The sequence below is a fragment of the Paraburkholderia sp. BL6665CI2N2 genome (assembly GCF_004366535.1).
In the GTDB taxonomy this organism is placed as follows: Bacteria; Pseudomonadota; Gammaproteobacteria; order Burkholderiales; family Burkholderiaceae; genus Paraburkholderia.
In genome coordinates this window covers 3,356,423-3,381,188 of the sequence record NZ_SORC01000001.1, presented here as the reverse complement: position 1 = coordinate 3,381,188, position 24,766 = coordinate 3,356,423, and the positions used below count along the sequence as shown (strand labels likewise).

Sequence of the window (24,766 nt, the reverse complement as noted above, 5' to 3'; positions counted from 1 at the left end):
TGCCAGCCTCTACGTCACATAAGCCTGCGCGACATTGATCAACTGCACGCGGTTGCGCACATTGAACAACTGGCGCAGACGGCGCAAGTGGTAATCGACGTTATGCGGCGACAGCCCAAGGAAGTAGGCGATCTCCTTGTCTCGCTGACCCTGCACGACCGCCTTCAGCACCGCATGCTGCAATTCGCTCAGCGTCACGCGTTGCTGCTGCGCGGGCGCGATGCCGATCACGCTCTTCGCGTGCGTCCAGATAAATTCGTGGATTGTGTGCGCGAACATCAGCGTTTCGGCCACGATCGACTCGGTCATCCAGCGCGGATTGCCGATCTCGGAGTTGAAGCACAGGCTCGCGCTCAGTTCCGGCTCGGGCAGCGGCATCTGCGTGAGAATGCCGCTTTTGCGCCCGGTCGCCTCCAGCATGTCGATCAGCCCGCCGAGCCGTTCGCTGCGCATTTGCGCACGCGGCAGGTCGGCGCGCATGTCGGCCGTGTTCCAGAGAAACGGCATGCCGGTGGGCGAGGCGAGGGCTACGCGCGGGTCGAGCTCGAAATAACGCTCGCGAAAATAACGCGTGAGCCAGTTCTGCGACTCGTAGCTGGTCAGCACGAACATCGTCTTGTGATGCGCCGACGTGCGCGTGGCCGTATAGCTGAACGAGTCGAAGCCCAGTTGCCTGATGCGCCGCCGCACGAATTCGATGCGGTCCTGCGCGCTGCCAAAGCGCACCAGCGGACTGATGACGGGTGCGGCGCGCCGCGCGGCGGGCGAGGGCGTGCCGATCTCCTCCTCGGTGAAGAGCGTGAGAAAGCCTGCGGGCGCCACGCCTGTTGCGGCGCGATTGGGTGCCCTGGATGCATCAGCCGCGTGGGCTGATTTCTCGAGTTGCCGTGTGTCGGCCGGGTAAGCCGGTTGGGCGGCAACCGCCGAGTTGTATGCTGCCGACGCGTGCCCGGCTTCACCTTGCGGCGAACCGGTCAACCAGTGCGGCAGCGTATCGCATTCGTGTTCCATGAAACGGTAGCTCCGGCGTTCGAAACGCGTGAAAGACGACAACCTGAATGATTAGCTATTTCCAGAAATTGCGGTAGCCGGTTCCTTGCTATCATTTTTGAGTTCTTGCTGCGATAGAGAATCGGCAACGCGGGCATGGCAGGGTTCACTCTTCATATGGCACCTCCCTGGGAATGGACGTGATGGTACGAATTCCAAAACTCACAACGACGCTCGCCTACGACCGCTACATGGCGGGCCAGAAACTGGTGTCGAGCGTGGATCGCCCGTGGCGGCACCTGGTGCTGCGCTCGTATCTCGAACCGGCCGAGCAGGAGCTGCTGGAAGCGCCCGGCTTGCAGGACCTCACGCTGATGACGCTCGCGAGCGGCGCCGAGCATCTCGAACGCAACCTCGACGGGCGCTGGGAAAGCGCCGATCTGTATATGGGCGACGTCTGGTTCGTGCCGCCCGCGCCGATCTCCTGGCGCTGGCGTTCGATCAGCGATGCGCCGCTGTCGACCGTCCATTTGCACCTCGAGCGCAGCCTGATCGACAGCGTCGCCGAACAGATGGAACTGGGCGGCTCCCGTGAGCTGTCCCTCGGCGACGCAATGCAGTTTCGCGATCCGCTGATCGCCGCAATGCTTTCTGCATTGCATCGCGCCGCCGCCGATCCGTCCGACTCGCGTCTGTATGTCGATGCGCTGGTCCACGCGCTAGCCGCGCATCTGTTGCAGCACTATGCGCGCGGCCGTCCCGCGGGCGCCGCAACGCCGGCGCGCCCGGAGCGCCTCGTGCCGCGCCGGGTCCGCCGTGTAACCGATTACATTCGCGCCAATCTCGACGGTGATCTGGCGATCATCGAACTGGCCGCGCAGGCGGGGCTAAGCAGTTTCCATTTTGCGCGGGTGTTTCGCCGCGAGACCGGCGAGACGCCGCATCAATATGTATCGCGCTTGCGGCTCGAGGAAGCCGCGCGGCTGTTGCGTGCCACCGGTCAAACCGTGCTGCAGATTGCGATCGCGGTTGGTTTCGAGAATGCCAGTCATTTCTCCGTGCAGTTCAAGCGTGGCTACGGCGTAACGCCGCTCGCTTACCGGCTGCGCGGCTGAAGTACGGATTGCGCGGCTGGAAGTGGCCGGCTGGTCAGCGCGGCAATGGCGGGACGGCAGTGGACAATTCGAGGCAGCCTGACGAGGGCGCCTCGCCCCTCGCCGCTTTCGCCGCCGGGCAGTGTTGCCGCCCTGCCTGCGACCGCGGGCAAGATCGGGTCGCCGGAAGATTCAGCCGATGAGCCGCCTTCGGGAATCACGCACATCGCGCAGTGTGCTGTGCATTGCGCAGCTTGCAAACTACGAACTTCCGTGGCGGCGAGGTGGTTGGACCTGGCATGCGTGTGCCGGTGTGGCTTGCCGGGCGTAATTCGCTCAAAACATTGGCACGGAGCCAACTGGACTGACCAGTCGGACAGCAACTGTATCTGTTGAAGCCTTGCATCGGACGACAGAATCATGTGCCCGCGGCTTGGTTCCTCGCCCTGCGTCAACCGCTCCGACCGACCGTTCCCTTCACCTCACACTGGAAACCTGGCGATGACCCGACTCCGAATCACCTCCTGCGGCCATGTCTTTACCGCCGAAACCCATCCGGACGCGCCGCAAACCGTGGCCGCGTTCCTGAAGCTCCTGCCGTACCGGCAAAAGCTCATCCACGTGCGCTGGAGCGGCGAAGGATGCTGGGTGCCGCTCGGCGACTTCAAGCTCGAAAACGACGGCAAGGCGGTCGGCTTCGAGAACCATACGAGCCATCCGTCGGTCGGCGATATCCTGTTTTATCCCGGCGGCTACAGCGAAACCGAGATCATTCTTGCGTACGGTTCGTGCTGCTTCGCGAGCAAGATGGGGCAGCTCGCGGGCAATCACTTCCTGACGATCGTCGAAGGCAAGGAGAAGCTGCGCGAGCTCGGCACCAAAGTGCTGTGGGAAGGCGCGCAGGACGTGCTGTTCGAGAAGATCTGAAGCGGCGGGGCAGTTTCGCGCAAGGGGGATGGCCTCCGGGTGGCAACCTCCCGGACTTCCTTCTTTGGGACGAGCCGGTGCGGACACGTCCTAACCCTGGTTAATTTTTGTTCCATAAATCGCGCATACTGGAGGCGCCCGGGCGGCTTGCGCAGCGCTCACCATTGCCTCCTGAGCGCGGTTTGCAGTCCATGCGGTCGCGTTAAGCATGTCCCGAAGGAAGTCTCGCCGGGACGGCGCGGAACACCTATTTTCGCCGCCATGCGGCGCCAGGTCTCCCACATGACAGACTCGCACGTACTGCCGCTCACCGCTTTCGCCAAACAGTTGCGCCTGCAACAGGTCGAACTGACCGAACGCTGGATGAAGGCTGTCTTTCATGACGCAGAATTGACCGAATCTGACCGGCTGACCTACGAACAACTGGCCGATCACATCCCGAATATCCTCGACGAAATCTGCAGCGTGCTGGAGAACCAGGATCTCGACCACGTCGAGAGCGCGATCGAACGCGACGCGCGCCTGCACGGCAAATTGCGCTGGAAGCAAGGCTACCGGATCGACGAACTGGTGCGCGAGCTCGATCTGTTCCGGCAGATGCTGACCGGCGCGATCGTCGAATTCAGCGAAGCGCGGCCGTATTTCACGCGGCGCCACGAGGAACGGGCGCGGCACTTCATCGACGAAGCCGTGAGCTTTGTCACGCTGACGTCGATTCGCGAGGTCGTCAACGAACGCGACCGCACGATCGACGACTACACCGAGCGCCTCGAGCGCGCCAATCACGAGCTGACGCTCAAGCAACGGCTGGTCGGCGACCTGTACGAGTCGCGCATGCAGATCACGCGCAGCGTCGTGCACGATCTGCGCAACTTTCTCAATGTGTTTTCGATGGCGCTGCAACTGATCGGCCGCGCGCCGGCCAAAACCGAGACCGCGCTCGCGCTGGCGAACCGTCAGGCGGCCGATATGAAAACGCTGGTCGACGAACTGGTTGAATACTCGGTGGTGCTCGGCGACGACAGTCCGCTCGTGCTGGAAAGCTTCGCGCTGCGCGAGCTGTTCGACGAACTGGTGATCTCCTGCGAAAGCGCGATCGAAGCGAAAGGGCTGCAGCTTCAGACCGCCTTCGACGGCGCGCTGGACGTGGTCGTCTCCAACCGTCTCAAGCTCAAACAGGTCGCGCTCAACCTGTTGACCAACGCGGCCAAATACACCAAGGCGGGCGAGGTCGAATTGAGCATGACGGCGATGGAAAACGATCGCTGGCGCCTGCGCGTGTCGGATACGGGCGTGGGCATCGGCGCGTCGGACCGCGAACGCGTGTTCAAGGAGTTCGAGCGCGCCACGGACGAGGACATTCCGGGCGCGGGCCTGGGCCTCGCGATCGTCAAGGAACTGTGCCGGGTGCTGCAGGGCGAGATTCGCTTCGACTCGCACGAAGGCGAGGGGACGATCTTCGAAATCAGTTTTCCGATGCGTCTGGAGGCCGCGGGCGGCTGATAGATCTGCCTGGGAATAGCGTCACCCGCTGTATCAGTTCACGCCTCTTCACGTGTAGTTCTCCCGTATGACTTCCGTTTGACCGCCGAGGGTGGACTCGTTGTGGTCGATTTTCGTCCCGTTTGAGAACTTCGAACGGAATTAGCGCTGTCTCGTGCGCTGATTCGGAATAGTCAAAACTTCTGCTTAGAAGTGCCTAGAAATAATGAGCGCGATATAAGACGTTTGGCATTTTTGGTCTTAAACGCGCTATGCCATTTTTCCAATATAAGCTAAAAAATCGCTTTACACGGTATATTTGTGCTCGGCGACTTTGTGTCGTGACCAGGTAGTCACGCTGTCTTAAGTTTCTATTGGATCGCGTTAAATAATTAGGATGACATAGTAAAAGTCCTGGTGCTTTGGATCTTCTATAAAAGATTGGGAGGAATGTTGAACAAGTCTTATGAGAGCGTATCGAATAGCACGACCCGCACATACGCGGCGGGGTCCGAGGTGACGAAAGGTCGTGGTGGGCGAGGGGTTGTAGGCTATAGCGCACTGCTAGCCGTCAGCACCAGTCTGTTTGGGACGTTAGTGATGGCTTTGCCCGCGAAAGCGGCCGGGGAGTCGCCCAACCCACTCATGAATGCGCCTGTCGAATGGGATGTCGCCGATCCGGTGACTGTCGGCCAAACGCCCGAGTCCAATGTGAACCGTTCAAAAACGCTAACGCTTGCAACTGCTGCGCTGGCTGATCCAGTACCCGTCACCCAATTCATTGCCGTCAGTCCGTTCACGACGCCCGCGTTGACGACGTCAGCGTCGGGAGGCGAAAACGCAATGGCGGTCGGCGTCGGCGCGATGGCCATCGACAATAACGCACTCGCCATTGGCACAAGTTCGGGCGCGGCGCGCGTCAATACGACCGCCGTCGGCGCGGGAGCCGCAGCGTTGGCACCCAATGCGACGGTGGTGGGCGCGGGTGCGACAAGCAACAATTTTGCAGAGAATGGTGTTGCAATCGGCTATAACGCAGCCGTTCAGAACGTCAATGCATTGGCTATCGGGACGAGCGTCCAGACGGACGCGGCGAACTCGATCGCAGCGGGTAGCGGCGCCCTTATCACGGCGGCCGCCACGAAAGCAATCGCGTTTGGTTCCGGCGCGACGGCCACGGCAGCGGGATCGGTCGCGCTGGGTGCGGATTCCTCCGCGGACCGGGCGAATACCGTCTCAATCGGCAGCGCCACGCTGCAACGGCAGATCGCCAATGTCGGGGCCGGCACCCAGGGCAGCGATGCCACTAACGTCTCGCAGTTGAAGGGCATGGCGGGCGTGCTGGGAGGCGGCACCGACGTTGCCGCTGACGGAACGATTGCGAAGCCCGTCTATAAGGTCGGTGGGAGGATATACAACGATGTGGGCTCCGCGCTCGCAGCCGTCGTCACGACCACCACCCAGGCCAGCGCCGATTCCGTTCAGTACGATTCGAGCTCTCACGACACCGTCACGTTAGGCAGCAGTAGCGCGCCGGTCCGCCTCACCAACGTGCGCGCCGCGAATCTTGCCGCCGGCAGTTCGGACGCCGTCAATGGCGCGCAACTGTTCGCCACCAATCAGGCAGTCGCGCAGAACACCGGCAGCATCACGAACCTCGATCAGCGCGTCACGGATAACACGACGAACATTAGCAACCTCGATCGACGGGTCACGGATAACACGACGAACATCAGCAACCTCGATCAGCGTGTCACGGATAACACGACGAACATCAGCAACCTCGATCAGCGCGTCACGGACAACACGACGAATATCACCAACCTCGATCAGCGCACCACAGACAACACCACGAACATCAGCAACCTCGATCAGCGCACCACGACGATCGAAGGCGACGTGAGCAACATCACGAACCAGATCAGCAATGGTGAGATCGGGCTGGTTCAGCAGGATCAGACCTCGCGTAATCTCACGGTGGCGAAAGACACGAACGGCGCTCGCGTCGATTTCACCGGCACCGGCGGCGCGCGCGAGTTGACGGGCATTGCGGCCGGCACCACGGATGCCTCCGCGGTCAATCTCGGCCAGTTCAGACCGATGGTGGCCGCGCTGGGCGGCGGCGCGCAGATCAATGCCGACGGTTCGCTGACCGGCCCCAGCTATCACATGCAGGGCGGCACGCAAACCACCGTCGGCAACGCGCTCGACTCGCTCGACACCGGCCTCAACACCTTGCAGCAAAGCATGCAGAACGGCGGCATTGGGATGGTCACGCAGGATCCGGTGTCGCGCGTCATCAACGTCGGTGCGATCACGGACGGCAAACTGATCGACATGGCCGGCACGGCGGGCAACCGTGTCGTCATAGGCGTGGCAGCCGGCACGGTGGGTCCGGCCAGCAGCAACGCGGTCAATGGCTCGCAACTGTACGCGCAGGCGGCGAGCACGGCAGTGGCGCTCGGCGGCGGGGCGACCGTCAACGCGGACGGTTCGGTCTCGGCGCCGTCGTATAGCGTGGGCGGCACGGTCGTGAACAATGTCGGCGGCGCGATCACCAACCTGGACGGGCGCGTGACGCAGAACAGCAGCGATATCGCCGGTCTGCAAAGCACCGTCGGCAACCTTGGCGGCGCGGTTGCGAATGCGGTGCAGTACGACAGTTCGGCGCATGACCGAATCACGCTCGGCGGCGCGGCGGCCAATGCGCCGAAAGTCCAACTGACCAATCTGCAGGACGGCGCGCTCTCGGCCACCAGTACCGACGCGGTGACAGGGGCGCAACTCTGGACCACCAACCAGACTGTCAGCACGCTTAGCCAGCAGATCAACGTGGTGCGGAACAACCAGACCAGCGGCACGCCCTATGTTGCCGTCAATAGTTCGGGTAACGCTGCGCAGGCAATCGGCAACGGTTCCGTGGCGATCGGCGGCGGCGCCAAAGCATCGGCGCCGAATTCGGTCGCAATCGGCGAGGGCTCGGTGGCCGATGTGACGAACACGGTGTCGGTAGGCTCGTCCGGCAGCGAGCGCCGTATCACCAACGTCGCGGCCGGGCAGGGGCCGACCGACGCCGTCAACATGCAGCAGTTCCAGGGCGGTTTGAGCGACATGGCGCGCAGCGCGTACTCCGGAACGGCATCGGCGCTGGCGCTGACCTCGATCCCCGAAGTCGATGCCACGAAGAACCTCGCAATCGGCGTCGGAACGGCTGGTTACAAAGGCTATCAGGCGGTGGCGGTGGGTCTGTCGGCGCGCGTCACGCAGAGTTTGAAGGTGAAACTCGGCGCGGGCATCAGTTCCGCCACCACTGCGGTCACGGCCGGCGCGGCGTATCAGTGGTAGCCGGGCGGCGGGAAATTGACGCTGCTGGAATGCGTCGATAGACAGTCGGCGAGGCGCATTCGCTGCAGAGGCACCCCGCACGTCCGAGCGCGCGGGGTGCCGAACGACATTTACTTGAAAAGCTTCATTGCCTGCGAGAGTGTATTGACCACGCCCCATGCCAGCGGCAGCGTCACATACAGCCAGAAGACGGCGAGTTTGACCTTGCTGGTCTGATTCACTGCTTGAATGGTCGACATGCGAGTCTCCTTAAGCGCCTTTGGCGAGTTGTGCGTCGGTCATGTGGTGCTTGTCGTCCACACGCTTGATCAGCAGGTTGCAGACGAAGCCCACTACCAGCAGCACGGCCATGATGTGAACGGTCATCGTGTACGCGTCCGCCTTGGCGACGCCTTGCGCGACTTCATAAGCGCGAATGTAGTTCACCAGCACCGGACCGGCGACGCCCGCCGCGGCCCACGCCGTCAGCAGACGCCCATGAATGCCGCCGACGAACGCCGTGCCGAACATGTCGGCGAGATAAGCCGGCACGGTCGAAAAGCCGCCGCCGTACATCGTCAGGATCACGCAGTAGGCGAGCACGAAAAGGGCGATGTGGCCCGACGCCGCGAAACCGGGCACGAGGTAGTACAGCACCGCGCCGAGCGCGAAGAAGATGAAGTAGGTGTTCTTACGGCCGATCCAGTCCGACGCCGACGCCCACACGAAACGGCCGCCCATATTGAAGAGCGACAGCAGGCCGACGAAACCGGCCGCCGCGGCTGCCGACACCGTGTCCTTAAAGCTCTCCTGGATCATCACCGAGGCCTGGCCGAGAATGCCGATGCCGGCCGTCACGTTCAGGAACAGCACGAGCCAGATCAGATAGAACTGCGGCGTCTTCAACGCCTGATCGATATGCACGTGATTGCGCGAGATCATCTTGTTCTGATTCGTGGCGCCCGGCGTCCAGCCGGCCGGCTTCCAGTCCGCCGGCGGCACGCGGATCGCGAGTGCGCCGATCGTCATCGAGATGAAATACGCAATGCCGAGCACGACGAACGTTTCGGCCACGCCGATGCTGGTCGCGCTGCGGAAGTGATTCATCAATGCCACGGACAACGGCGCGGCGATCATCGCGCCACCGCCGAAGCCCATGATCGCCATGCCGGTCGCCATACCGCGGCGATCCGGGAACCAGCGGATCAGCGTGGACACCGGCGACACGTAGCCGAGGCCGAGCCCGATTCCGCCGATCACGCCGTAGCCGAGATAGAGCAGCACGATCTGATGCAGATATACGCCGAGCGCGGAAACCAGGAATCCACCGCCGAAGCAGCATGCGGCGGTAAACATCGTGCGACGCGGGCCGACGCGTTCGAGCCACTTGCCCGCGAAGGCCGCCGACAAACCGAGGAACACGATCGCCAGCGAGAAGATCCAGCCGAGCGAGGTCAGCGACCAGTCGTCAGCAGTCGATTGCGTGATGCCGATGACTTTTGTCAACGGACCGTTGAACACGGAAAAGGCGTACGCCTGGCCGATGCAGAGGTGAACGGCAAGGGCTGCGGGCGGAACCATCCAGCGCGAAAAGCCTGGCTTCGCGACGGTGGCCTGCTTGGAAAAGAAGGGGGCGGAGCCTGAATTCCCGCTCGGCTCGGTGATGCTGCTCATGGTCGGTCTCCCGGTGACGAATTAGTTGTTATCGGCCTTGCGCAAGAATGCTTTAGGTCTTGCGGCGTAAAAATTGCGGTTTTCGATGCCACCAATATATGTATTTTCATTGCATATGGCGTGCTCGAATTCGCGACGAAATCAACTTCGTCGAACGATAGGGGGCGATCAAGCCCTTGGCAATATGAGATACAAATACATATGACGTTTGCCCGATGAAACACCAGCGTAATCTGCCGATTCGCGGCCCGATGGTGGCGTTGTCCGGAATAAACTACCGCATTCTCATAGGACGGCGGCCCGTGAGCGGCATCTTTAGCCACGTCGGCCCGCTTGACCGAACACCCCGGAGCGGCCCGTGCTACCGTGAGTAGATAATCCTAAAAACAACATCGGCTGATATACTACATACGGAATATTGATTTTTGCGGCATTGCAGCATATGATTGAGTCATTCCTTCACTCAATCATTCGGAGTTACAAATGGAAGTTGTTCCTCTCTCGCTGTTTGCCATTGCTGTTGTCGGTTTAGGCTCTGCCGCCACTGTGCTGTTGACCCGCTGGATTCCGCAGCCTGTCGCGCAACTTGCAGCGCAACATGGCCGCTTCGTGGGCTTGGGCGAGCAGCGCGTGGCAGTGGCAAGACCGTATCGTGCGCATGTTCAACAAGAGGCGATGAATGTCGTCAGAACTTCAAACTGAAGCAGTGGCCACACCGTTGACGTTGTCATTGCAGCCGATCGGCGCGAGCGCGAGCTTGCGCGATCAGGCGTATGCGATGCTCCGCCAGGCCATTGCCGACGCGGACATCTATCAGAACCGTGAAGAAATCCGTCTCGACGAGCGGGTGCTGAGCGAGTCACTCGGCGTTAGCCGCACGCCGGTGCGCGAGGCCATGACGCTGCTCGAACAGGAAGGTTTTCTGCGCATGGTGCCGCGCCGCGGCATCTATATCGTGCGCAAGAGCAAGCGTGAAATCGTCGAGATGATCCAGATGTGGGCCGCGCTCGAAAGCATGGCGGCGCGTCTTGCCACGCTGCACGCCACGGACGAGGAGATCGCCCGTCTGCGCCACATGTTCGACAACTTCCGCGACGCGACGCCGGCTGAACACATCGCCGAGTATTCGGACGCCAACATCGCGTTTCACCAGGCGATTGTCGAGTTGTCCAAGTCGCAGATCATTCTCGACACGATCAAGAACATCTTCATCCACGTGCGCGCGATTCGCCGCATGACCATTTCGCAGAGCGACCGCGCATCGCGCTCGATCGTCGATCATCTACGCATTATCGAAGCGCTGGAGAAGCGCGATACCGAACTCGCCGAGCGTCTCACCCGTCAGCATTCGCTAGATCTGGCGGCGTTCGTCGAGGCGAATTGCGATTTTCTGGACTGACGCGGCTGCCTGTCGAGGCGGCGTTTGATGAATGAGTAGGACAGGAAGGGCCCGCGGCGCAGCCACCGCGGGCCTTTTTTATTTGTGTCGAACGCAGCAGGCGCGGGGCTTCCCGGCTAATGCGGGATAAACCTCGCTTGACGGTCCTAAAAATATGGTATGTGATATATCAAAAGACGCAGACCGAAAGCCGATGCCGTTGTTTCGCCCGCATCGCGTGACGGCGCTAACGTTTTTTGCCGCGAAGACAAGCCGCATACATAGTCAGCGCGGCGGAGAACGCACCGAAATTGCCAGGAAATTACAAGTAGACGCCTTTTCAACAACTACGTTGCTCAGGACCAGAGTAAGGCGCCAAAGCGCAAAACCCTGGTCGACACAGGAGACAGGACATGAGCAAAGCACTCGACGGTGTGCGCATTCTCGACTTCACGCATGTGCAATCCGGGCCTACCTGCACGCAACTGCTTGCATGGTTCGGCGCGGATGTCATCAAGGTGGAGCGGGCGGGCGCGGGCGATATCACGCGCGAGCAGTTGCGCGATATTCCCGATGTGGACAGCCTCTACTTTACGATGCTGAACCACAACAAACGCTCCGTCACGATCGATACGAAGAATCCTGAAGGCAAGCAGGTGCTCGAGGCGCTGATCCAGAAATGCGACGTGCTGGTCGAGAACTTCGCGCCGGGCGCGCTGGACCGCATGGGCTTCACGTGGGAGCGGATTCAGGAACTGAATCCGCGCATGATCGTCGCGTCGGTGAAGGGCTTCGGTCCTGGGCCGTACGAGGACTGCAAGGTCTACGAGAACGTCGCGCAATGCGCGGGCGGCGCGGCTTCGACCACCGGCTTCGACGACGGCCCGCCGGTCGTGACAGGCGCGCAGATCGGCGACAGCGGCACCGGCTTGCATCTGGCGCTCGGTATCGTCACGGCGCTTTATCAGCGCACACACAGCGGACGCGGTCAGCGCGTACTCGCCGCGATGCAGGACGGCGTGCTCAACCTGTGCCGCGTGAAACTGCGCGACCAGCAGCGGCTCGAACGTACCGGCGTGATGAAAGAGTATCCGCAGTATCCGAACGGAGAGTTCGGCGAAGCGGTGCCGCGTGCGGGCAATGCGTCGGGCGGCGGTCAGCCGGGCTGGATCCTGAAGTGCAAGGGCTGGGAAACCGACCCCAACGCGTATATCTACTTCATCACGCAGGCGCCGGTGTGGGCAAAGATCTGCAACGTGATCGGCAAGGAAGAGTGGGCCACGGATCCCAACTACGCGACGCCCGCTGCGCGCCTGCCGCATCTGAAGGATATCTTCGCCGAGATCGAACGCTGGACCATGACGAAGACCAAGTTCGAGGCCATGCAGATCCTGAACAAGTACGACATTCCGTGCGGACCGATTCTGTCGATGAAGGAAATCGCCGAAGAGCCGTCGTTGCGCAAAACCGGCACGATCGTCGAAGTGGATCATCCGACTCGCGGCAAGTATCTGACGGTTGGCAATCCTATCAAACTGTCCGACAGCCCGACCGAGGTCACGCGCTCGCCGTTGCTGGGTGAACATACCGACGAAGTCATGGCCGAACTCGGCTATTCGCCCGAACAGGTCAGTGCGCTGCGCACTGCCGGCGCGATCTAGGCCCGATCCACGTAAACAGGGAGCAACGTATGGATACATGGATGCGGTTCATGTCGAGCGACGGCGGCGTCGTGTTCGGCCGTGTGGAAGGTGGCTATCTGCACGAGTATGAAGGTCTGGAGCACCCGGTGCCGACCGGCGCCGTGCTGTCGACGCGCGCACTGACGCCGCTCGCGCCGTGCGCGCCCGGCAAGATCGTGGCGCTGTGGAACAACTTTCACGCGCTGGCGGCGAAGCTCGACAAACCGGTGCCGGCACACCCGCTTTTCTTGTTGAAGCCCGCGGGTTCGGTGATCGGTTCAGGTGAGCCGATCAGGCGGCCGCTCAGCTATGCCGGCAAGATCGCCTATGAAGGCGAGCTCGGCATTGTGATCGGACGGCGCTGCCGCGATGCGAGTGTCGAAGAGGCGGCCGAAGCGATTTTCGGCTACACGCTCGTCAACGACGTCACCGCGGCCGATCTATTGAACGAGAATCCGCACTTTCCGCAATGGTGCCGGGCGAAGGGCTTCGATACGTTCTGCTGTGTCGGCCCGGCGATCGTCTCCGGTTTCGACTGGCAGCAGGCACATCTCATCACAATGCTCGATGGCGTGGAGCGGCAGAACTATCCGCTCGCCGACATGGTTTTCTCGCCCGCCGAGCAGGTGAGTCTGATCTCGCAGGATCTCACGCTCGAGCCGGGCGATGTGATCGCGTGCGGCACGTCGGTCGGCGTCGGTTCGATCAAGGATGGCGCGACAGTAACGGTCACGGTCGACGGGATCGGCACGCTGAGCAATACCTTGAACGCTGTGCGCGCGGGCGCCGCCGCAGGCGCGGAGCCGGCCGTGGCAGGCGCTGTCTGAACGCTTGACCGATCGCGCGATCCGTTGGGATCGCGCCCATGCATTCCGGTACCAAGGAGCACGCATGCCGCTAGCGTATGACAGTACCGTCTGGTGTTCGCTGGCCGTGGTGTTTGCTTCGGTGTTGGCCGTTGCGCTTGCGGCTGTCGGGCAACTGCCGCTCGAACGGCGACCGAAGCGCCGTCCTGACTGGCATGCGGGCGCATTGGCCGCCGCGCTCGCGGGTCTTTTCGCAGCCGGCATAGGCGCGAGCGATGGCGTGGTCGGCGCAGCGGTGGCGGGCGCGGTGCTCGGCGCGTGGCTGGTGCGTCGGCGCAACTTGACGCGGCGCCCGCGCCTCGTTGCGCTGTTGGGCAGCAGTATGGGGCTCGCTGTGATGTCGGGCGGCTTCGCGCGTTATCTGTCGTCGGCGGCGCAGGCGAATGTCGAGCGCGTCGAGCTCTGTGTCGCCGTGTTCATCGGCGCATTGATCTTCGCCACGTCGGCCATCGCGTTCTGCAAACTGCGCGGCGCACTGCGACTCAGCGTGGTGGCGCGGCCGGGGCACGGCATCGTCAACCTGTTTGCGCTGTCGCTGTGCGGCTGGCTCGGCTATGGATTCGTGACCGAACCGGCGCAGCCATTCGGACTCGCCGCGCTCCTCGCGATGAGCGCGCTGGCTTGTGCGATGGGCGTACATTTGATGCTCAGCCGCGAGTACTCCGACAGCCACGAGCATGGCCACGATTCGAGCACACTCGCCTTTGCCGCGCGCTGTCATAGCCTGACGATGGGCAAGCACGGGCTGTTCGCACGAATCGAATGGCGCGGCGGGGAAGAGCAGAGCTGGATGCTGCGCGACGTGACGACATACTGCGTGCGCACGGCGGCCTACCCGTATCGTCGAAACGGCAGCAATGGTGTGAGTGTCCACGTGCGGCAACGTGCGTGCGACCGCCGCCGGCCGGTTCGCGCCGCGACACGGCGAATGCCATGAATGCTCACACCTTCAGGCGGGCGGGTGTGACGCGTCGCGGGACCGTGATCCCGCGAACCCCCTCAATCGCCCGCCGACGCGAACTCGCTGAAGTACTGCGCCTTCTTGTGCAGAATCATTTGAGCGAGAAAGTCGGCGTCGTACGCGCTATGCAAATGGGCGTGAAAGCGCTCGATGTAGGCAGTGATCCGCGCCGCCTCGCTATTGAATTCCCTGAGGACGTCGAGGGTGGCGCGGTCCCAGCGAAAGCGCAGGCCGAGGTCGCTGAAGGCGGCGTTGTACGCGCTCAGGTGGGCGTCGTCGGGATGGTTTGCGGCAACACGGGCAGTGTGTGCGCTGGGATGAGACTCAACCGAAGCGTGGTTCATGACCGGACTCCTGGGCAGACGAGTGATGGAACTCGCTTGCAGCATAGAAGTCCTGACGAATCTGCAATAGTTAAAGTTTCATTGGATCTTCATAGCCTACTGCTTATACACGCTCAATTCCTTGACGCGCGTGATCTTCTCGATCAGATTCGCGCCTTCCTCCATCAGGAAGCGTTTGAAGGCGACCGCCACCGGCGGCAGGCGCTTGTTCTTTCGATGCACCACGTACCAGTTGAGCATGACCGGAAAGCTCTCGACATCGAGCACGACCAGGTGGCCGAGCTGCAATTCGAGGCTGATGGTATGCGCGGACAGAAAGGCGATACCCATGCCCGCGATCACGGCCTGCTTGATCGTTTCGGTGCTTTTGATCTCCATGGCGATCTTGAGGTTGGCAAGCCGCCCGGCGAAGCCTTCTTCCATCGAATTCCACGTGTCCGAGCCACGCTCGCGCACGATAAACGCTTCGTTCGCCAACTGGCTGAACTTGATGTTGCGCTTATTGGCGAGCGGATGCGTGGGCGCCGCCACGATCACATACGGGTGCGGTGCAAACGGCTCGTTGGTCGCATCGGTCTCGTGGGGCGGACGCACCATCACCGCCAGATCGGTCTGGTTGGTAGCGAGTTGATGCAGCAGTTCCTCGCGATTGTGCACGGCGAGGTTGAGCACGACGCCCGAGTAACGGCGCGTGAATTCAGCCAGCAGCCGCGGAAAGAAGTAGTCGCCGGCGCTGATCACCGCGACATTCAGCTTGCCGCCGGAGACGCCTTTGAGCTGACTCATCGCTTCGTCGACTTCGTGGAACTGTTGAATGATCGCGCGGCTGTAGTGAAGCATTTCGGTGCCGGCCGGCGTCAGATAGATTTTTTTGCCGAGTTGTTCGAACAGCGGCAGCCCGGCGTGTTCTTCGAGTTGCCGGACCTGAGTGGAAACGGCCGGCTGGGTGAGGTGCAATTCCTCGGCGGCGCGCGAGAAGCTCAGGTGGCGCGCCACCGTTTCGAAAACCTTCAGTTGCCGCAGAGTCGCATTCCGCATCGTCATGACCGATGTATAAGCAAATGTGAATCAACATAATAACAAACTTTAATTATTAGTAATTCAGCAATGACCCTAGCATGGCTCTGTATAAGAAAGCGGAATTGCCGCCGGAGCGCGTGGCGAAAAACTCGGGTTAACGCTTGGATGCGAGCCCTGATGGGCGAAACAACCGACGCCTCGCGGTTAAAGGCATTAATTGATCGGAATAAAGAAATTCCCGCAAAGAGATGATTTAAGTCGATCTATTTTTAAAGCAGCGAATTAAAGACGCAAATATCAGATATTCCCGAAGAGCGCGGCTTTTCGGGTCATAACATAAGGTGGGACGCATACAGTACGGCGCGTTGCAGGGCGATTTCCTGCGGGACGCCAGCCGGCTGCACCAGACAAATAGTGGAGACAAAGCGAATGGACGATATCAGTCAGCAGACTACGAGCCGCGCATTTTGGGGCAACCGTTGGTGGCAACTCGTCATCGGCATGGTGTGCATGGCTCTGGTGGCCAATCTTCAATACGCGTGGACGTTGTTCGTCACGCCGATGAACGCGCGGCATCATTGGGGCGAAGCGTCCATTCAACTTGCGTTCGCGATTTTCATTCTCACTGAAACTTGGCTCGTGCCGCTCGAAGGCTGGCTCGTCGACAGGTTCGGACCGCGGCCCGTAGTCGCGGGCGGCGCGATTTGCGCGGGCGTTGCGTGGGTGATGAACTCGTACATCACGACCTTGCCGATGCTGTACGTCTCCGCGGTCATCGCCGGTATCGGTGCGGGCGGCGTGTACGGCACGTGCGTGGGCAATGCGTTGAAATGGTTTCCCGACAAGCGCGGACTCGCAGCGGGTCTCACCGCTGCGGGCTTCGGCGCGGGCGCCGCGGTGACGGTGATTCCAATTGCCAACATGATCACGCGTTCGGGTTATGAGCATACGTTCTTCTTCTTCGGCATCCTGCAAGGCGGGTGCATTCTCGCTCTTGCGCTGCTGTTGAAGAAGCCGAACTTGCGCTCGCAAGCCGCACCGAAGAGGAAGTTCGCCGTGTCGAAGGTCGACTTCACACCGGGGCAGATGATCAAGACGCCGGTGTTCTGGGTGATCTACGTGTCGTTCGTCGCCGTGGCCGCGGGCGGTTTGATGGCGACCGCGCAGATCGGTCCGATTGCGAAAGACTGGGGCCTCGCACGCATCCCGATGACGATCTTCGGCATGACCTTGCCGCTCCTGACCGCCACGCTTTCTATCGACAACGTCTGCAACGGTTTTACGCGTCCGCTGTGCGGCTTCATCTCCGACAAGCTCGGCCGTGAAAACACGATGTTCGTGATCTTTATCGGCGAAGGCCTGGCGTTGCTCGGTCTGATGCAATACGGCACTAACCCGTACGCGTTCATGACGTTCGCCGCATTGATCTTCCTGTTCTGGGGCGAAATTTTCTCGATCTTCCCGGCGATCTGTGCCGATACGTTCGGCAGCAAATATGCCGCGGCCAACGCCGGCACTTTGTACACCGCCAAGGGTACGGCTTCGTTGCTGGTGCCGATCGCATCGGTGCTGTCGGCGACGGGCGGATGGAATCTCGTATTCATCGTCTCCGCCGTCGTGACGATCGTCGCGGGCATTTCCGCGAAGTTCATACTCGCGCCGATGCGCTCGCGCTGGATCGAAACGCACAACGAGCCGCAAGGTGCGCTTGCCGTTGCCGGCAACGGCAAGGCTTCGCGCTTGAGCCATTGGCCTGAGCAGACAGGAGAATAGGTGAATGGTCCACACCCGGCAGTGACGTCATGAATGTTTCGTTGCAGCAACTCAAGGTGTTTGTCGCCGTCGCGCGTGAGCGGAGTTTTACGCGCGCGGCGCGTGAGTTCGACTTGACGCAATCGGCGGTGAGTCGTTGCGTGCGCGAACTCGAAGACGCCGTGGAATTAAAGCTGTTCGACCGTACCACGCGCCAGGTCGAACTGACGCATGCAGGGGCGAGCCTCGAGCGAAGAATCGGCCGGCTGCTCGATGAAATCGAACTTACGTTGCGCGAAGAGCGGGCGGCTTACGACGGTCACACCGGCGTGGTGGTGCTCGCCAGCAATCCGGTGTTGTCGTCGAGTTGGGTGGCGCAGGGACTCGCGCGCTGCGCGGCGGCTTTTCCTGAGCTAGCTGTCTCCGTCAGGGATCAGCCGCAAAGCGGCGTGCTCGCGAGCGTCGAACAGGGCGAGGTGGACTTCGGCGTGGTCTCGATGGCCGAGCCGCTCGCCGGCGACCTGTTGCACGCGCAACTGGTTTTCACGACACCGCTCCATGCGGTGATGCCACCTGCGCATCCGCTTGCGCGCCACGCGAGTGTTGCATGGAGCGAGTTGCACGAATGGGCGCTCATCACGCTGAACGCCGACACAGGTGTGCGTGGGGCGCTCGAACTCGCCTTCAACGCGAACGGCGTTAAACGACGGCCGGTGCAGGAACTCGGACATGTCGCGGCGGTGCTGCGCATGGTTGAGCTCGGCCTCGGCGTCGGCATCTTGCCAATCGACACGCATTGGCCCGCAGTAGGCGCCTCATTGGTCAGCCGACCGCTCGCACCCGCGATGAATCTGGCGACACTGCTCGTGCATCGCCGCAACCGTTCCCTCCGACCCAACGCCGCAGCAGCCTGGGCGCAATTCTCCACTCCTTCACAGACCACCGACGTGTCGCCGTCCGCTTCGCAGATGCAGACGAAGCCGACCGTTGCGCGCGACGGCGCCGTCCTCCACGAGCCCTAGCGTCTTTTACTCGAAGCGGCTCGCACGCACTCAGCCCACGCAACATCCAAGCAAGGAGCTTCATGATGGAAACTGAAACCGACCTCAGGCGCCATGATCTGCTGATCGACGGCAAGCGCTTGCCGCCCGGCACCGGCGAATATTCCGTCGACATCAACCCCGCCACCGAAGAGCCGATCGCGCTGGTTGCGCAAGGCAGCGCCGCCGACGTGGACACCGCCGTGCGCGCCGCGCGCGCTGCGTTGAAAGTATGGAACGGCATTCGGACCGCTGAGCGGGCCCGCATTCTGATGCGCCTCGCCGGCTTGATGCGCGCGAATCTCGAGGAACTCGCCGCGCTTGAAAGCCTCGACGCCGGCAAACCGATCGCGGCGGTGATGCGCCAGGATATTCCGGCCGCGATCGATACGCTCGAATACTACGCAGGCTGGTGCGACAAGATCAACGGTCAGGTCGTGCCGGTGCGCCCCGATGCGTTGACTTACACGTTGCGTGAACCCGTCGGTGTGGTGGCTGCGATCGTACCGTGGAATTTCCCGCTGATGATCGGCATGTGGAAGATCGCGCCGGCGCTCGCGTGCGGTTGCACGCTGATCGTCAAGCCCGCGGAGATTACGCCGCTGACCGCGCTGCGCATCGGCGAACTCGCGCTCGAAGCGGGTGTGCCGCCGGGCGTGCTAAATATCGTCACGGGCAAGGGGCGGGTGGTCGGCGACGCACTGGTCGCGCATCCCGGCGTCGACAAGGTGACGTTTACGGGCTCGCCCTCGGTGGGGCGCGGCATTCTGCAAGGCGCCGCCGGCAATTTCAAGCGCGTCACGCTGGAGCTCGGCGGCAAATCGGCCAATCTGATTTTCCCGGATGCCAATCTCGACAACGCCGTGCGCGCCGCGGCGTCGGGCATCTTCTTCAATACCGGGCAAGTGTGTTCGGCGGGGTCGCGCATTCTCGCCCATCGCGATGTGTACGACGAAGTGGTCGAGCGCCTCGCCGCGCGCGCGAAGTCGATCAAGGTCGGCGATCCGTCTTCGCGCGAAACGTCGATGGGACCGCTTATCTCCGCGGCGCAGATGAAGACGGTGCTGGGCTATGTCGAAACGGGTCGTTCTGAGGGTGCGTCGCTCGTCACGGGCGGCGCGCGCGTGGGCGAGCGCGGCTTCTTTGTCGAGCCGACCGTGTTTGCCAACGTCGAGCATGAAATGCGCATTTCACAGGAGGAAATATTTGGGCCTGTGGCGAGCGTGATTCGCTTCAACGACGAAGCCGACGCGATACGGATCGCCAACGGCACGCTGTATAGCCTGGCGGCGGGCGTGTGGAGCGCGGACATCGGCCGGGTGCATCGGGTTGCGCGGGATCTGAGGGCGGGGACTGTGTGGATCAACACATACGGCTACACCGATGTGCGCCTGCCGTGGGGAGGATCAGGCGACTCGGGGTTCGGCCGCGAACACGGTGACGTCGCGATCGAGAACTTCACAGAGCCCAAGGCTGTGTGGCTCGCCATCGATCAGTAGCGTAAAAAAGGATCGAACGCGTTTTGGCGTTCGATCCTTTTATGCTTGCGTTTGCCGATAAGTTGGAGAGCGAACGAATTTCTGATCGCGCGCTCTCTATCGAGTCTCAATCTCCTTGCAACGCCATCCGTTCACGCAGTTTAATGAGCGCCAGCACGACATCGATAGTCGGCGTCGGCTCGGCGACGAGGCGGCCCATTTCCTGCACGACGGTCAACAGCGGATCGATCTCCATCGGCCGACGATTCTCCAGATCGACCAGCGTCGATGTCTTGTGGGCGCCGACCGCGCCCGCGCCATCAATACGCTTTTCCACGTCGACGCGAAAGTGCACGCCGAATTGATCCGCAATGCGCTTGGCCTCCAGCATCATCGTGCGCGATACCGCGCGTGTGCCTGGGTCGCTGGTGAGCACGTCGAGCGTGGCGTGCGTCAATGCGCTGATCGGGTTGAAGCACAGGTTACCCCATAGCTTGAGCCAGATTTCGTCGCGGATATTGTCGCGGATCGGCGCCTCGAAACCCGCCGCCTGCATGATCTCGTGTAACTGTTGAATACGCGGCGTGCGTTCTCCGCTCGGCTCGCCGATCGGGAATTTCTTGCCGTACACGTGCTTGATGACGCCGGGTTCGACGATTTCGGCAGCCGGGTAGAGCACGCAGCCGATTGCCCGTTCGGGGCCGAGCTTGGTCCATTGACTGCCGTCCGGGTCGACGCTGGTGAGACGCGTGCCGGCGAAGCGTCCGCCGTGCTGATAGAAGTACCAATACGGAATGCCGTTGACGCCCGTGACGATGGCCGTGTGCTTGCCGAGCAGCGGCTGCATTGCATCGACTACGCCGGGCAGCGAGTGCGCCTTGAGCGTAATGATCACGAAGTCCTGCACGCCGAGTTCGCGCGGGTCGGACGTGCAGCGCACCGGTGCGCTGAACGTCTCGCCGTCCATGATCAGACGCGCACCGTGCTCGCGCATTGCCGCGAGATGCGGACCGCGCGCAACGAAACTCACATCCGCACCGGCGCGTGCGAGTTGCACACCCATCAAGCCGCCGATTGCTCCCGCTCCGAAGACACAGATCTTCATGATGCCCCTCCTCTGATGATGAATAGTCGCTTGCCCGATGCCGTGTCTTGCCGTGCACGGTTTGCGGATCATTGTTCGAGCATACGGGGGCGGGACGATTGCGGATAGTTAAAGTTTGTGGAGAGGTGCATTAGGGATCGGTTATGGGTGGCGCGGCGCCCGAAAAAACGTGGAACAGGACCGGACTGAATCGGAGCCAAAGGGGGATGGCGGACGAATGCCGCGAACGATTCGGAAATCTCTTAAGCCTCTCCAATCTTCGTGGGCGCAGAATGCGGCCTCTATGAGAAGTTGCGCATGCACGTGGCATCGCGAAAGGAATTTTGAGAGTGGTGCCATGAAGTCAAAGCTTGATGTGAGCTATCCCGTTGTGTTCTTGCGTGTGACATCTGTGCGGAAGTTGCGCGGTGTCGGATCGGCGGCTCCGCGCTAGGCCCGGTCTCATGCACACGGTGATTCGTAAAACCGCTGGCCGGGATTTGGCGGAGATGGAAAGCGTGCTGGCGCGCCTGCTAGACGCGACGTTGATCGCGTTGTCGGCGGCGCTCGCCTCGCTGCTGTTCATGCCTCACTCAGGGTATTCGATTCTCGAAGGCGCCTTCGTCGCTCTCGATATTGCGTTCGCTGTTTTGTTGCTGCCCTGGTTCGGCGTGTATGACTCATGGCGCGGCCGCTCGAAATGGCGGCTGAGCGTCAAGCTGGTGCTCGGCTGGATCGCGGTGCAAGCCTGCGGGCTCGCGATGTTGTTTCTGCTTCATCGCGCTGCGTCGGTGTCCCGGCTTTGGTGCGTGAGTTGGACCGTGATCGCCGCTGCGGCGCTGGTCGCTTCGCGGTGGGTGGTGCATGCGGTACTCGGTCGGATGAGACGTGGCGGCCGGAATCTGCGAATGGTCGCCGTGGTGGGCGCCGGCGCGCATCGCGACGCTGTGATCGCCAACATCATGAGTTCACCGGATGCGGGCTTCCGGGCAGTTGCCACATTCAACACGCGACAGGATAGTGAGTCCGGGTTTGACGGCTTGCCGTCGTTCGAGCGGCTGCGCGAATTCGCGGACTGGGTGCGCCGTGAACAGATCGAAGAAGTGTGGATCGCGCTGCCGATGTCCGAAGAAGACACCGTGCTGAAGGTGCTCGACGAATTCAGTGGTGACCTTGTTAATTTGCGCTTCATTCCTGATGTGCGCAGTCTCGCGATGTTCGATCGAAATGTGGTCGATCTGATCGGCGCGCCGGCGATCAATCTGATGGCCTCGCCGATGACACCGTACGCGCTGGTTCAGAAAGCGGTTTTCGACCGGTTGTTCGCGAGTGTGGCGCTGCTGGCTTTGTTGCCGGTGATGTTGTCGATTGCAGTTGCCGTCAAGGCGACTTCGAAGGGACCTGTGTTGTTCACCCAGCGGCGTAAGGGTGCGGACGGACGCGTCTTTCGCATTTACAAGTTTCGTTCGATGCGCGAGCACTCGGCGCGGCCAGGTGTGGTTCTGCAGGCCACGCGAGGAGACACGCGGGTGACTCGTGTCGGCGCGTTCTTACGTCGCACGAGCCTTGATGAGTTGCCGCAGTTTCTGAATGTGTTGCGTGGGGAAATGTCGGTGGTTGGGCCGCGGCCGCATGCGATCGAACACGATGACCAGTATCGGGGAATTGTCGATGGGTATATCCATCGCTACCGGATTAAGCCTGGTATTACCGGATGGGCGCAGGTGAATGGCTTTCGCGGTGAGACGGATCGGGTTGAGAAGATGCAGGCGCGAGTTGAGCACGACTTGTATTACTTGCGGAACTGGTCGTTTGGGTTGGATATGCGGATTGTGCTGGCGACGGTGGTGAGAGGGTTGCGGCATCGGAATGCGTATTGAAATGCGGTTCCGCGATGTGGCGCCGGCGAGTTTTTGTGAGGCAATACTCTGCATAGAAAGGCAGAGATCGCCGCTAGTTATGGATTACATCTGCCCGATGTTGGGTGGCGAGAGCGTTGCCTCGGCACGCTGGTTTGAATAGGTTGAACACGATGTTAGCGGTATTTCTGGCCAGACCCGCCTTCAGGCTCGGGGTCGTGATGACGGCAGTAAGTTTGTTGGCGAGTGCGTGCTCGGTGGCGCCGGGGATGAGGATGGACACGTCTCAGGCGCAGGATCACTCGGGTACGTATGCCACTTCTGGCACGGCTGGGGAAACCGGCGTTGGTGCGCCGGGCGAAAAGGCGAGTGCAACGAGTGGTACGCCAGACATCGCGATAACGGAACTCGACGCTGCGCTGATTTCGCAGCTCGCACAAAGCCGCAAACAGCAGCAGCTCGAAGTTTCGCAATTGCTCTCTGGCGCACCCCAGGCCTATACGGTCGGTCCCGGTGACGTGCTGCAGATCGTCGTTTGGGATCATCCGGAATTCGCCGCTGCACTCGGCTCTGCGCAAACCCAATCGTCGGCAAGGCCGGGGGATCCGCTTGCGGGATTCGTCGTCGACCAGAACGGTGCACTCACATTTCCCTATGCGGGCACGCTGCAGGCGGCGGGCCTGCGCGCCGAAGAGATTCAGCAGCGGCTAAGCAGTGCGCTTGCCAGGTACTTCGTCAAGCCGCAGGTGACAGTGCGAATGGCTTCTTACCGCGCGCATGAAGTTTACGTCGACGGGGAAGTGCATAGCCCGGGCGTGCTGGCGGTTAATGATGTTCCCATGACGCTTTATGAAGCTGTCAGCCGCGCCGGTGGATTCAGTGAGGCGGCCGATCAGAGCGACCTCGTTCTGGTGCGCGGTGATCGCTCTTATCGCGTGAATCTGACGCAAATGCTCGCTCAAGGATTGAGCCCGTCGCGCCTCTTTCTACAGGCGGGTGATCTGCTGCGTGTCGTTTCGCGCGATGAGAACGACGTGTATGTGATGGGTGAAGTCAATAAACCGGTTTCGGCGATTCCGCGCCGAACGGGTCGCATGACGTTGGCCGACGCACTTTCGCAGGCCGGCAGTGTGAACGCTTCGACCGCCGATGCCGCCCAGATGTTCGTGATCCGCGGTTCACTGACCGGGACGCCGCAGGTGTTTCACCTCGACGCGCATTCGCCGGTCGCGATGCTGCTTGCGAAGGATTTCGAATTGCAACCGAAGGACGTGGTGTACGTGGATGGTAGCGGTCTTGTTCGCTTCAATCGCGTGTTGAGTCTGTTGATGCCGTTGATTAACACGGGTCTGACGGCGGGAGTCATTGCGAAATGACCGGGGTTCTGATGGTGTGTGAGGGGAACGTTTGCCGCAGTCCGGTTGCGCGGGCCATTCTTGAACGGGCGCTGCCTGCTGTCTCAGTGAGTTCCGCGGGTACGCGAGCGCTCGTTGGCAGGCACGCGGATCCACTCGCGGTTCAGGTTGCATGCCAGCACGGCGTGGACATCAGCGGTCATGTAGCCGAGGCGCTTAGCAACGAACACGTACGCGCGGCGGATGTCGTGCTGGCCATGACGAATTCCCAGCGCACGTTGATTCTCGATCGCTTTCCTTCTGCAAGAGGAAAGGTTTTTCGTCTGGGCGAACATGAGCAGCTCGATATTGTGGATCCATATCAGCGGCATCGTGTCATTTTTGAACTGGCCTTCGCGCAAATCGAGCACAGCGTTTTGAAATGGTGCGACGACATTATCAGGCTGACGCACTAAA

General features: G+C 61.4%; 21 protein-coding genes. 15 read left to right on the top strand and 6 right to left on the bottom strand.

All coding sequences use genetic code 11. The annotated features are described in order from the left end of the window. Nucleotides 1–9: 9 nt before the first annotated feature. The gene (locus B0G81_RS15055) at nt 10–1,011 is read right to left on the bottom strand and encodes a LuxR family transcriptional regulator (RefSeq protein WP_134136893.1); all 1,002 of its coding nucleotides are present in this window, start codon (nt 1,009–1,011) and stop codon (nt 10–12) included. 173 nt (nt 1,012–1,184) lie between these two features. Between B0G81_RS15055 and B0G81_RS15050 the strand changes: the two genes are divergently transcribed. From B0G81_RS15050 to B0G81_RS15035, 4 genes are all read left to right on the top strand, one after another. Continuing rightward, entirely contained in the window at nt 1,185–2,105 is a 921-nt protein-coding gene (locus tag B0G81_RS15050; protein WP_208328536.1) for an AraC family transcriptional regulator, read from the top strand. Nucleotides 2,106–2,585: 480 nt separating this feature from the next. After that, nucleotides 2,586–3,011 carry a DUF3830 family protein gene (locus B0G81_RS15045; RefSeq protein ID WP_134136888.1) on the top strand — a complete coding sequence of 142 codons (426 nt, stop codon included), beginning with the start codon at nt 2,586–2,588 and terminating at the stop codon, nt 3,009–3,011. 282 nt (nt 3,012–3,293) lie between these two features. After that, entirely contained in the window at nt 3,294–4,514 is a 1,221-nt protein-coding gene (locus B0G81_RS15040; protein ID WP_106282488.1) for a sensor histidine kinase, read from the top strand. A 429-nt stretch (nt 4,515–4,943) separates the two neighbouring features. Next, nucleotides 4,944–7,838: a YadA-like family protein gene (locus B0G81_RS15035; protein ID WP_134136886.1), complete on the top strand. Its 2,895-nt coding sequence runs from the start codon at nt 4,944–4,946 to the stop codon at nt 7,836–7,838. A 110-nt stretch (nt 7,839–7,948) separates the two neighbouring features. Here the strand turns inward: B0G81_RS15035 and B0G81_RS15030 are convergent, their stop codons facing one another. After that, nucleotides 7,949–8,077 (bottom strand): oxalate:formate antiporter, encoded by a 129-nt coding sequence (locus tag B0G81_RS15030; protein ID WP_106282486.1) that lies wholly within the window; start codon nt 8,075–8,077, stop codon nt 7,949–7,951. A 10-nt stretch (nt 8,078–8,087) separates the two neighbouring features. Then, nucleotides 8,088–9,491, bottom strand: coding sequence for an OFA family MFS transporter (locus tag B0G81_RS15025; protein ID WP_116147763.1), 1,404 nt, complete (start codon nt 9,489–9,491; stop codon nt 8,088–8,090). A 483-nt stretch (nt 9,492–9,974) separates the two neighbouring features. On the opposite strand from B0G81_RS15025, the gene B0G81_RS15020 reads away from it, so the two are divergent. From B0G81_RS15020 to B0G81_RS15000, 5 genes are all read left to right on the top strand, one after another. Continuing rightward, entirely contained in the window at nt 9,975–10,193 is a 219-nt protein-coding gene (locus tag B0G81_RS15020) for a hypothetical protein (protein ID WP_106282484.1), read from the top strand. Then, complete coding sequence (locus tag B0G81_RS15015; protein ID WP_012427873.1) at nt 10,171–10,890, top strand: GntR family transcriptional regulator; 720 nt, start codon at nt 10,171–10,173, stop codon at nt 10,888–10,890. Before B0G81_RS15020 ends, B0G81_RS15015 begins: the two co-directional genes overlap by 23 nt. Before the next feature lie 392 nt (nt 10,891–11,282). Further along, nucleotides 11,283–12,530 carry a formyl-CoA transferase gene (gene frc, locus B0G81_RS15010; RefSeq protein WP_106282483.1) on the top strand — a complete coding sequence of 416 codons (1,248 nt, stop codon included), beginning with the start codon at nt 11,283–11,285 and terminating at the stop codon, nt 12,528–12,530. 29 nt (nt 12,531–12,559) lie between these two features. Then, nucleotides 12,560–13,378 (top strand): fumarylacetoacetate hydrolase family protein, encoded by an 819-nt coding sequence (locus B0G81_RS15005; protein WP_106282482.1) that lies wholly within the window; start codon nt 12,560–12,562, stop codon nt 13,376–13,378. Nucleotides 13,379–13,442: 64 nt separating this feature from the next. Beyond that, a complete protein-coding gene (locus B0G81_RS15000; protein ID WP_134136884.1) occupies nt 13,443–14,354 on the top strand; it encodes an NAD(P)(+) transhydrogenase (Re/Si-specific) subunit beta in 912 nt (303 codons plus the stop codon). Between the two features lie 62 nt (nt 14,355–14,416). Here the strand turns inward: B0G81_RS15000 and B0G81_RS14995 are convergent, their stop codons facing one another. Further along, nucleotides 14,417–14,722, bottom strand: coding sequence for a hypothetical protein (locus B0G81_RS14995; RefSeq protein WP_134136881.1), 306 nt, complete (start codon nt 14,720–14,722; stop codon nt 14,417–14,419). Nucleotides 14,723–14,818: 96 nt separating this feature from the next. Further along, a complete protein-coding gene (locus B0G81_RS14990; protein ID WP_012427868.1) occupies nt 14,819–15,766 on the bottom strand; it encodes a LysR family transcriptional regulator in 948 nt (315 codons plus the stop codon). A 405-nt stretch (nt 15,767–16,171) separates the two neighbouring features. Between B0G81_RS14990 and oxlT the strand changes: the two genes are divergently transcribed. The 3 genes from oxlT (at nt 16,172) to B0G81_RS14975 (ending at nt 20,033) form a co-directional block, all read left to right on the top strand. Beyond that, nucleotides 16,172–17,515 (top strand): oxalate/formate MFS antiporter, encoded by a 1,344-nt coding sequence (gene oxlT / locus B0G81_RS14985; protein ID WP_134136879.1) that lies wholly within the window; start codon nt 16,172–16,174, stop codon nt 17,513–17,515. 29 nt (nt 17,516–17,544) lie between these two features. After that, nucleotides 17,545–18,516: a LysR family transcriptional regulator gene (locus B0G81_RS14980; protein WP_134136875.1), complete on the top strand. Its 972-nt coding sequence runs from the start codon at nt 17,545–17,547 to the stop codon at nt 18,514–18,516. Between the two features lie 65 nt (nt 18,517–18,581). Next, the gene (locus B0G81_RS14975; RefSeq protein WP_116122034.1) at nt 18,582–20,033 is read left to right on the top strand and encodes an aldehyde dehydrogenase family protein; all 1,452 of its coding nucleotides are present in this window, start codon (nt 18,582–18,584) and stop codon (nt 20,031–20,033) included. A 106-nt stretch (nt 20,034–20,139) separates the two neighbouring features. Here the strand turns inward: B0G81_RS14975 and B0G81_RS14970 are convergent, their stop codons facing one another. Next, nucleotides 20,140–21,117: a 2-dehydropantoate 2-reductase gene (locus B0G81_RS14970; protein ID WP_116122033.1), complete on the bottom strand. Its 978-nt coding sequence runs from the start codon at nt 21,115–21,117 to the stop codon at nt 20,140–20,142. A 443-nt stretch (nt 21,118–21,560) separates the two neighbouring features. Here B0G81_RS14970 and B0G81_RS14965 point away from each other — a divergent pair, with 443 nt between their 5' ends. From B0G81_RS14965 to B0G81_RS14955, 3 genes are all read left to right on the top strand, one after another. After that, on the top strand, nt 21,561–22,976 hold the full coding sequence (locus tag B0G81_RS14965; RefSeq protein WP_134136871.1) for an undecaprenyl-phosphate glucose phosphotransferase: 1,416 nt from the start codon (nt 21,561–21,563) through the stop codon (nt 22,974–22,976). Between the two features lie 200 nt (nt 22,977–23,176). Continuing rightward, the gene (locus tag B0G81_RS14960) at nt 23,177–24,331 is read left to right on the top strand and encodes a polysaccharide biosynthesis/export family protein (protein WP_134136869.1); all 1,155 of its coding nucleotides are present in this window, start codon (nt 23,177–23,179) and stop codon (nt 24,329–24,331) included. Then, a complete protein-coding gene (locus tag B0G81_RS14955) occupies nt 24,328–24,765 on the top strand; it encodes a low molecular weight protein-tyrosine-phosphatase (RefSeq protein ID WP_116147781.1) in 438 nt (145 codons plus the stop codon). The genes B0G81_RS14960 and B0G81_RS14955 overlap by 4 nt, the downstream gene beginning before the upstream one ends. Nucleotide 24,766: the final 1 nt, after the last annotated feature.

Bases quoted from the DNA above. Each gene is read 5' to 3' on its own strand.
- B0G81_RS15055 (WP_134136893.1), bottom strand. From the start codon at position 1,011: ATGGAACACGAATGCGATACGCTGCCGCACTGGTTGACCGGTTCGCCG.
- B0G81_RS15040 (WP_106282488.1), top strand. From the start codon at position 3,294: ATGACAGACTCGCACGTACTGCCGCTCACCGCTTTCGCCAAACAGTTG.
- B0G81_RS15025 (WP_116147763.1), bottom strand. From the start codon at position 9,491: ATGAGCAGCATCACCGAGCCGAGCGGGAATTCAGGCTCCGCCCCCTTC.
- B0G81_RS15035 (WP_134136886.1), top strand. From the start codon at position 4,944: ATGTTGAACAAGTCTTATGAGAGCGTATCGAATAGCACGACCCGCACA.
- B0G81_RS15005 (WP_106282482.1), top strand. From the start codon at position 12,560: ATGGATACATGGATGCGGTTCATGTCGAGCGACGGCGGCGTCGTGTTC.
- B0G81_RS14995 (WP_134136881.1), bottom strand. From the start codon at position 14,722: ATGAACCACGCTTCGGTTGAGTCTCATCCCAGCGCACACACTGCCCGT.
- frc (WP_106282483.1), top strand. From the start codon at position 11,283: ATGAGCAAAGCACTCGACGGTGTGCGCATTCTCGACTTCACGCATGTG.
- B0G81_RS15045 (WP_134136888.1), top strand. From the start codon at position 2,586: ATGACCCGACTCCGAATCACCTCCTGCGGCCATGTCTTTACCGCCGAA.
- oxlT (WP_134136879.1), top strand. From the start codon at position 16,172: ATGGACGATATCAGTCAGCAGACTACGAGCCGCGCATTTTGGGGCAAC.
- B0G81_RS14970 (WP_116122033.1), bottom strand. From the start codon at position 21,117: ATGAAGATCTGTGTCTTCGGAGCGGGAGCAATCGGCGGCTTGATGGGT.
- B0G81_RS15020 (WP_106282484.1), top strand. From the start codon at position 9,975: ATGGAAGTTGTTCCTCTCTCGCTGTTTGCCATTGCTGTTGTCGGTTTA.
- B0G81_RS14980 (WP_134136875.1), top strand. From the start codon at position 17,545: ATGAATGTTTCGTTGCAGCAACTCAAGGTGTTTGTCGCCGTCGCGCGT.
- B0G81_RS15000 (WP_134136884.1), top strand. From the start codon at position 13,443: ATGCCGCTAGCGTATGACAGTACCGTCTGGTGTTCGCTGGCCGTGGTG.
- B0G81_RS14975 (WP_116122034.1), top strand. From the start codon at position 18,582: ATGGAAACTGAAACCGACCTCAGGCGCCATGATCTGCTGATCGACGGC.
- B0G81_RS14960 (WP_134136869.1), top strand. From the start codon at position 23,177: ATGACGGCAGTAAGTTTGTTGGCGAGTGCGTGCTCGGTGGCGCCGGGG.
- B0G81_RS15015 (WP_012427873.1), top strand. From the start codon at position 10,171: ATGTCGTCAGAACTTCAAACTGAAGCAGTGGCCACACCGTTGACGTTG.
- B0G81_RS14955 (WP_116147781.1), top strand. From the start codon at position 24,328: ATGACCGGGGTTCTGATGGTGTGTGAGGGGAACGTTTGCCGCAGTCCG.
- B0G81_RS15050 (WP_208328536.1), top strand. From the start codon at position 1,185: ATGGACGTGATGGTACGAATTCCAAAACTCACAACGACGCTCGCCTAC.
- B0G81_RS15030 (WP_106282486.1), bottom strand. From the start codon at position 8,077: ATGTCGACCATTCAAGCAGTGAATCAGACCAGCAAGGTCAAACTCGCC.
- B0G81_RS14965 (WP_134136871.1), top strand. From the start codon at position 21,561: ATGCACACGGTGATTCGTAAAACCGCTGGCCGGGATTTGGCGGAGATG.
- B0G81_RS14990 (WP_012427868.1), bottom strand. From the start codon at position 15,766: ATGACGATGCGGAATGCGACTCTGCGGCAACTGAAGGTTTTCGAAACG.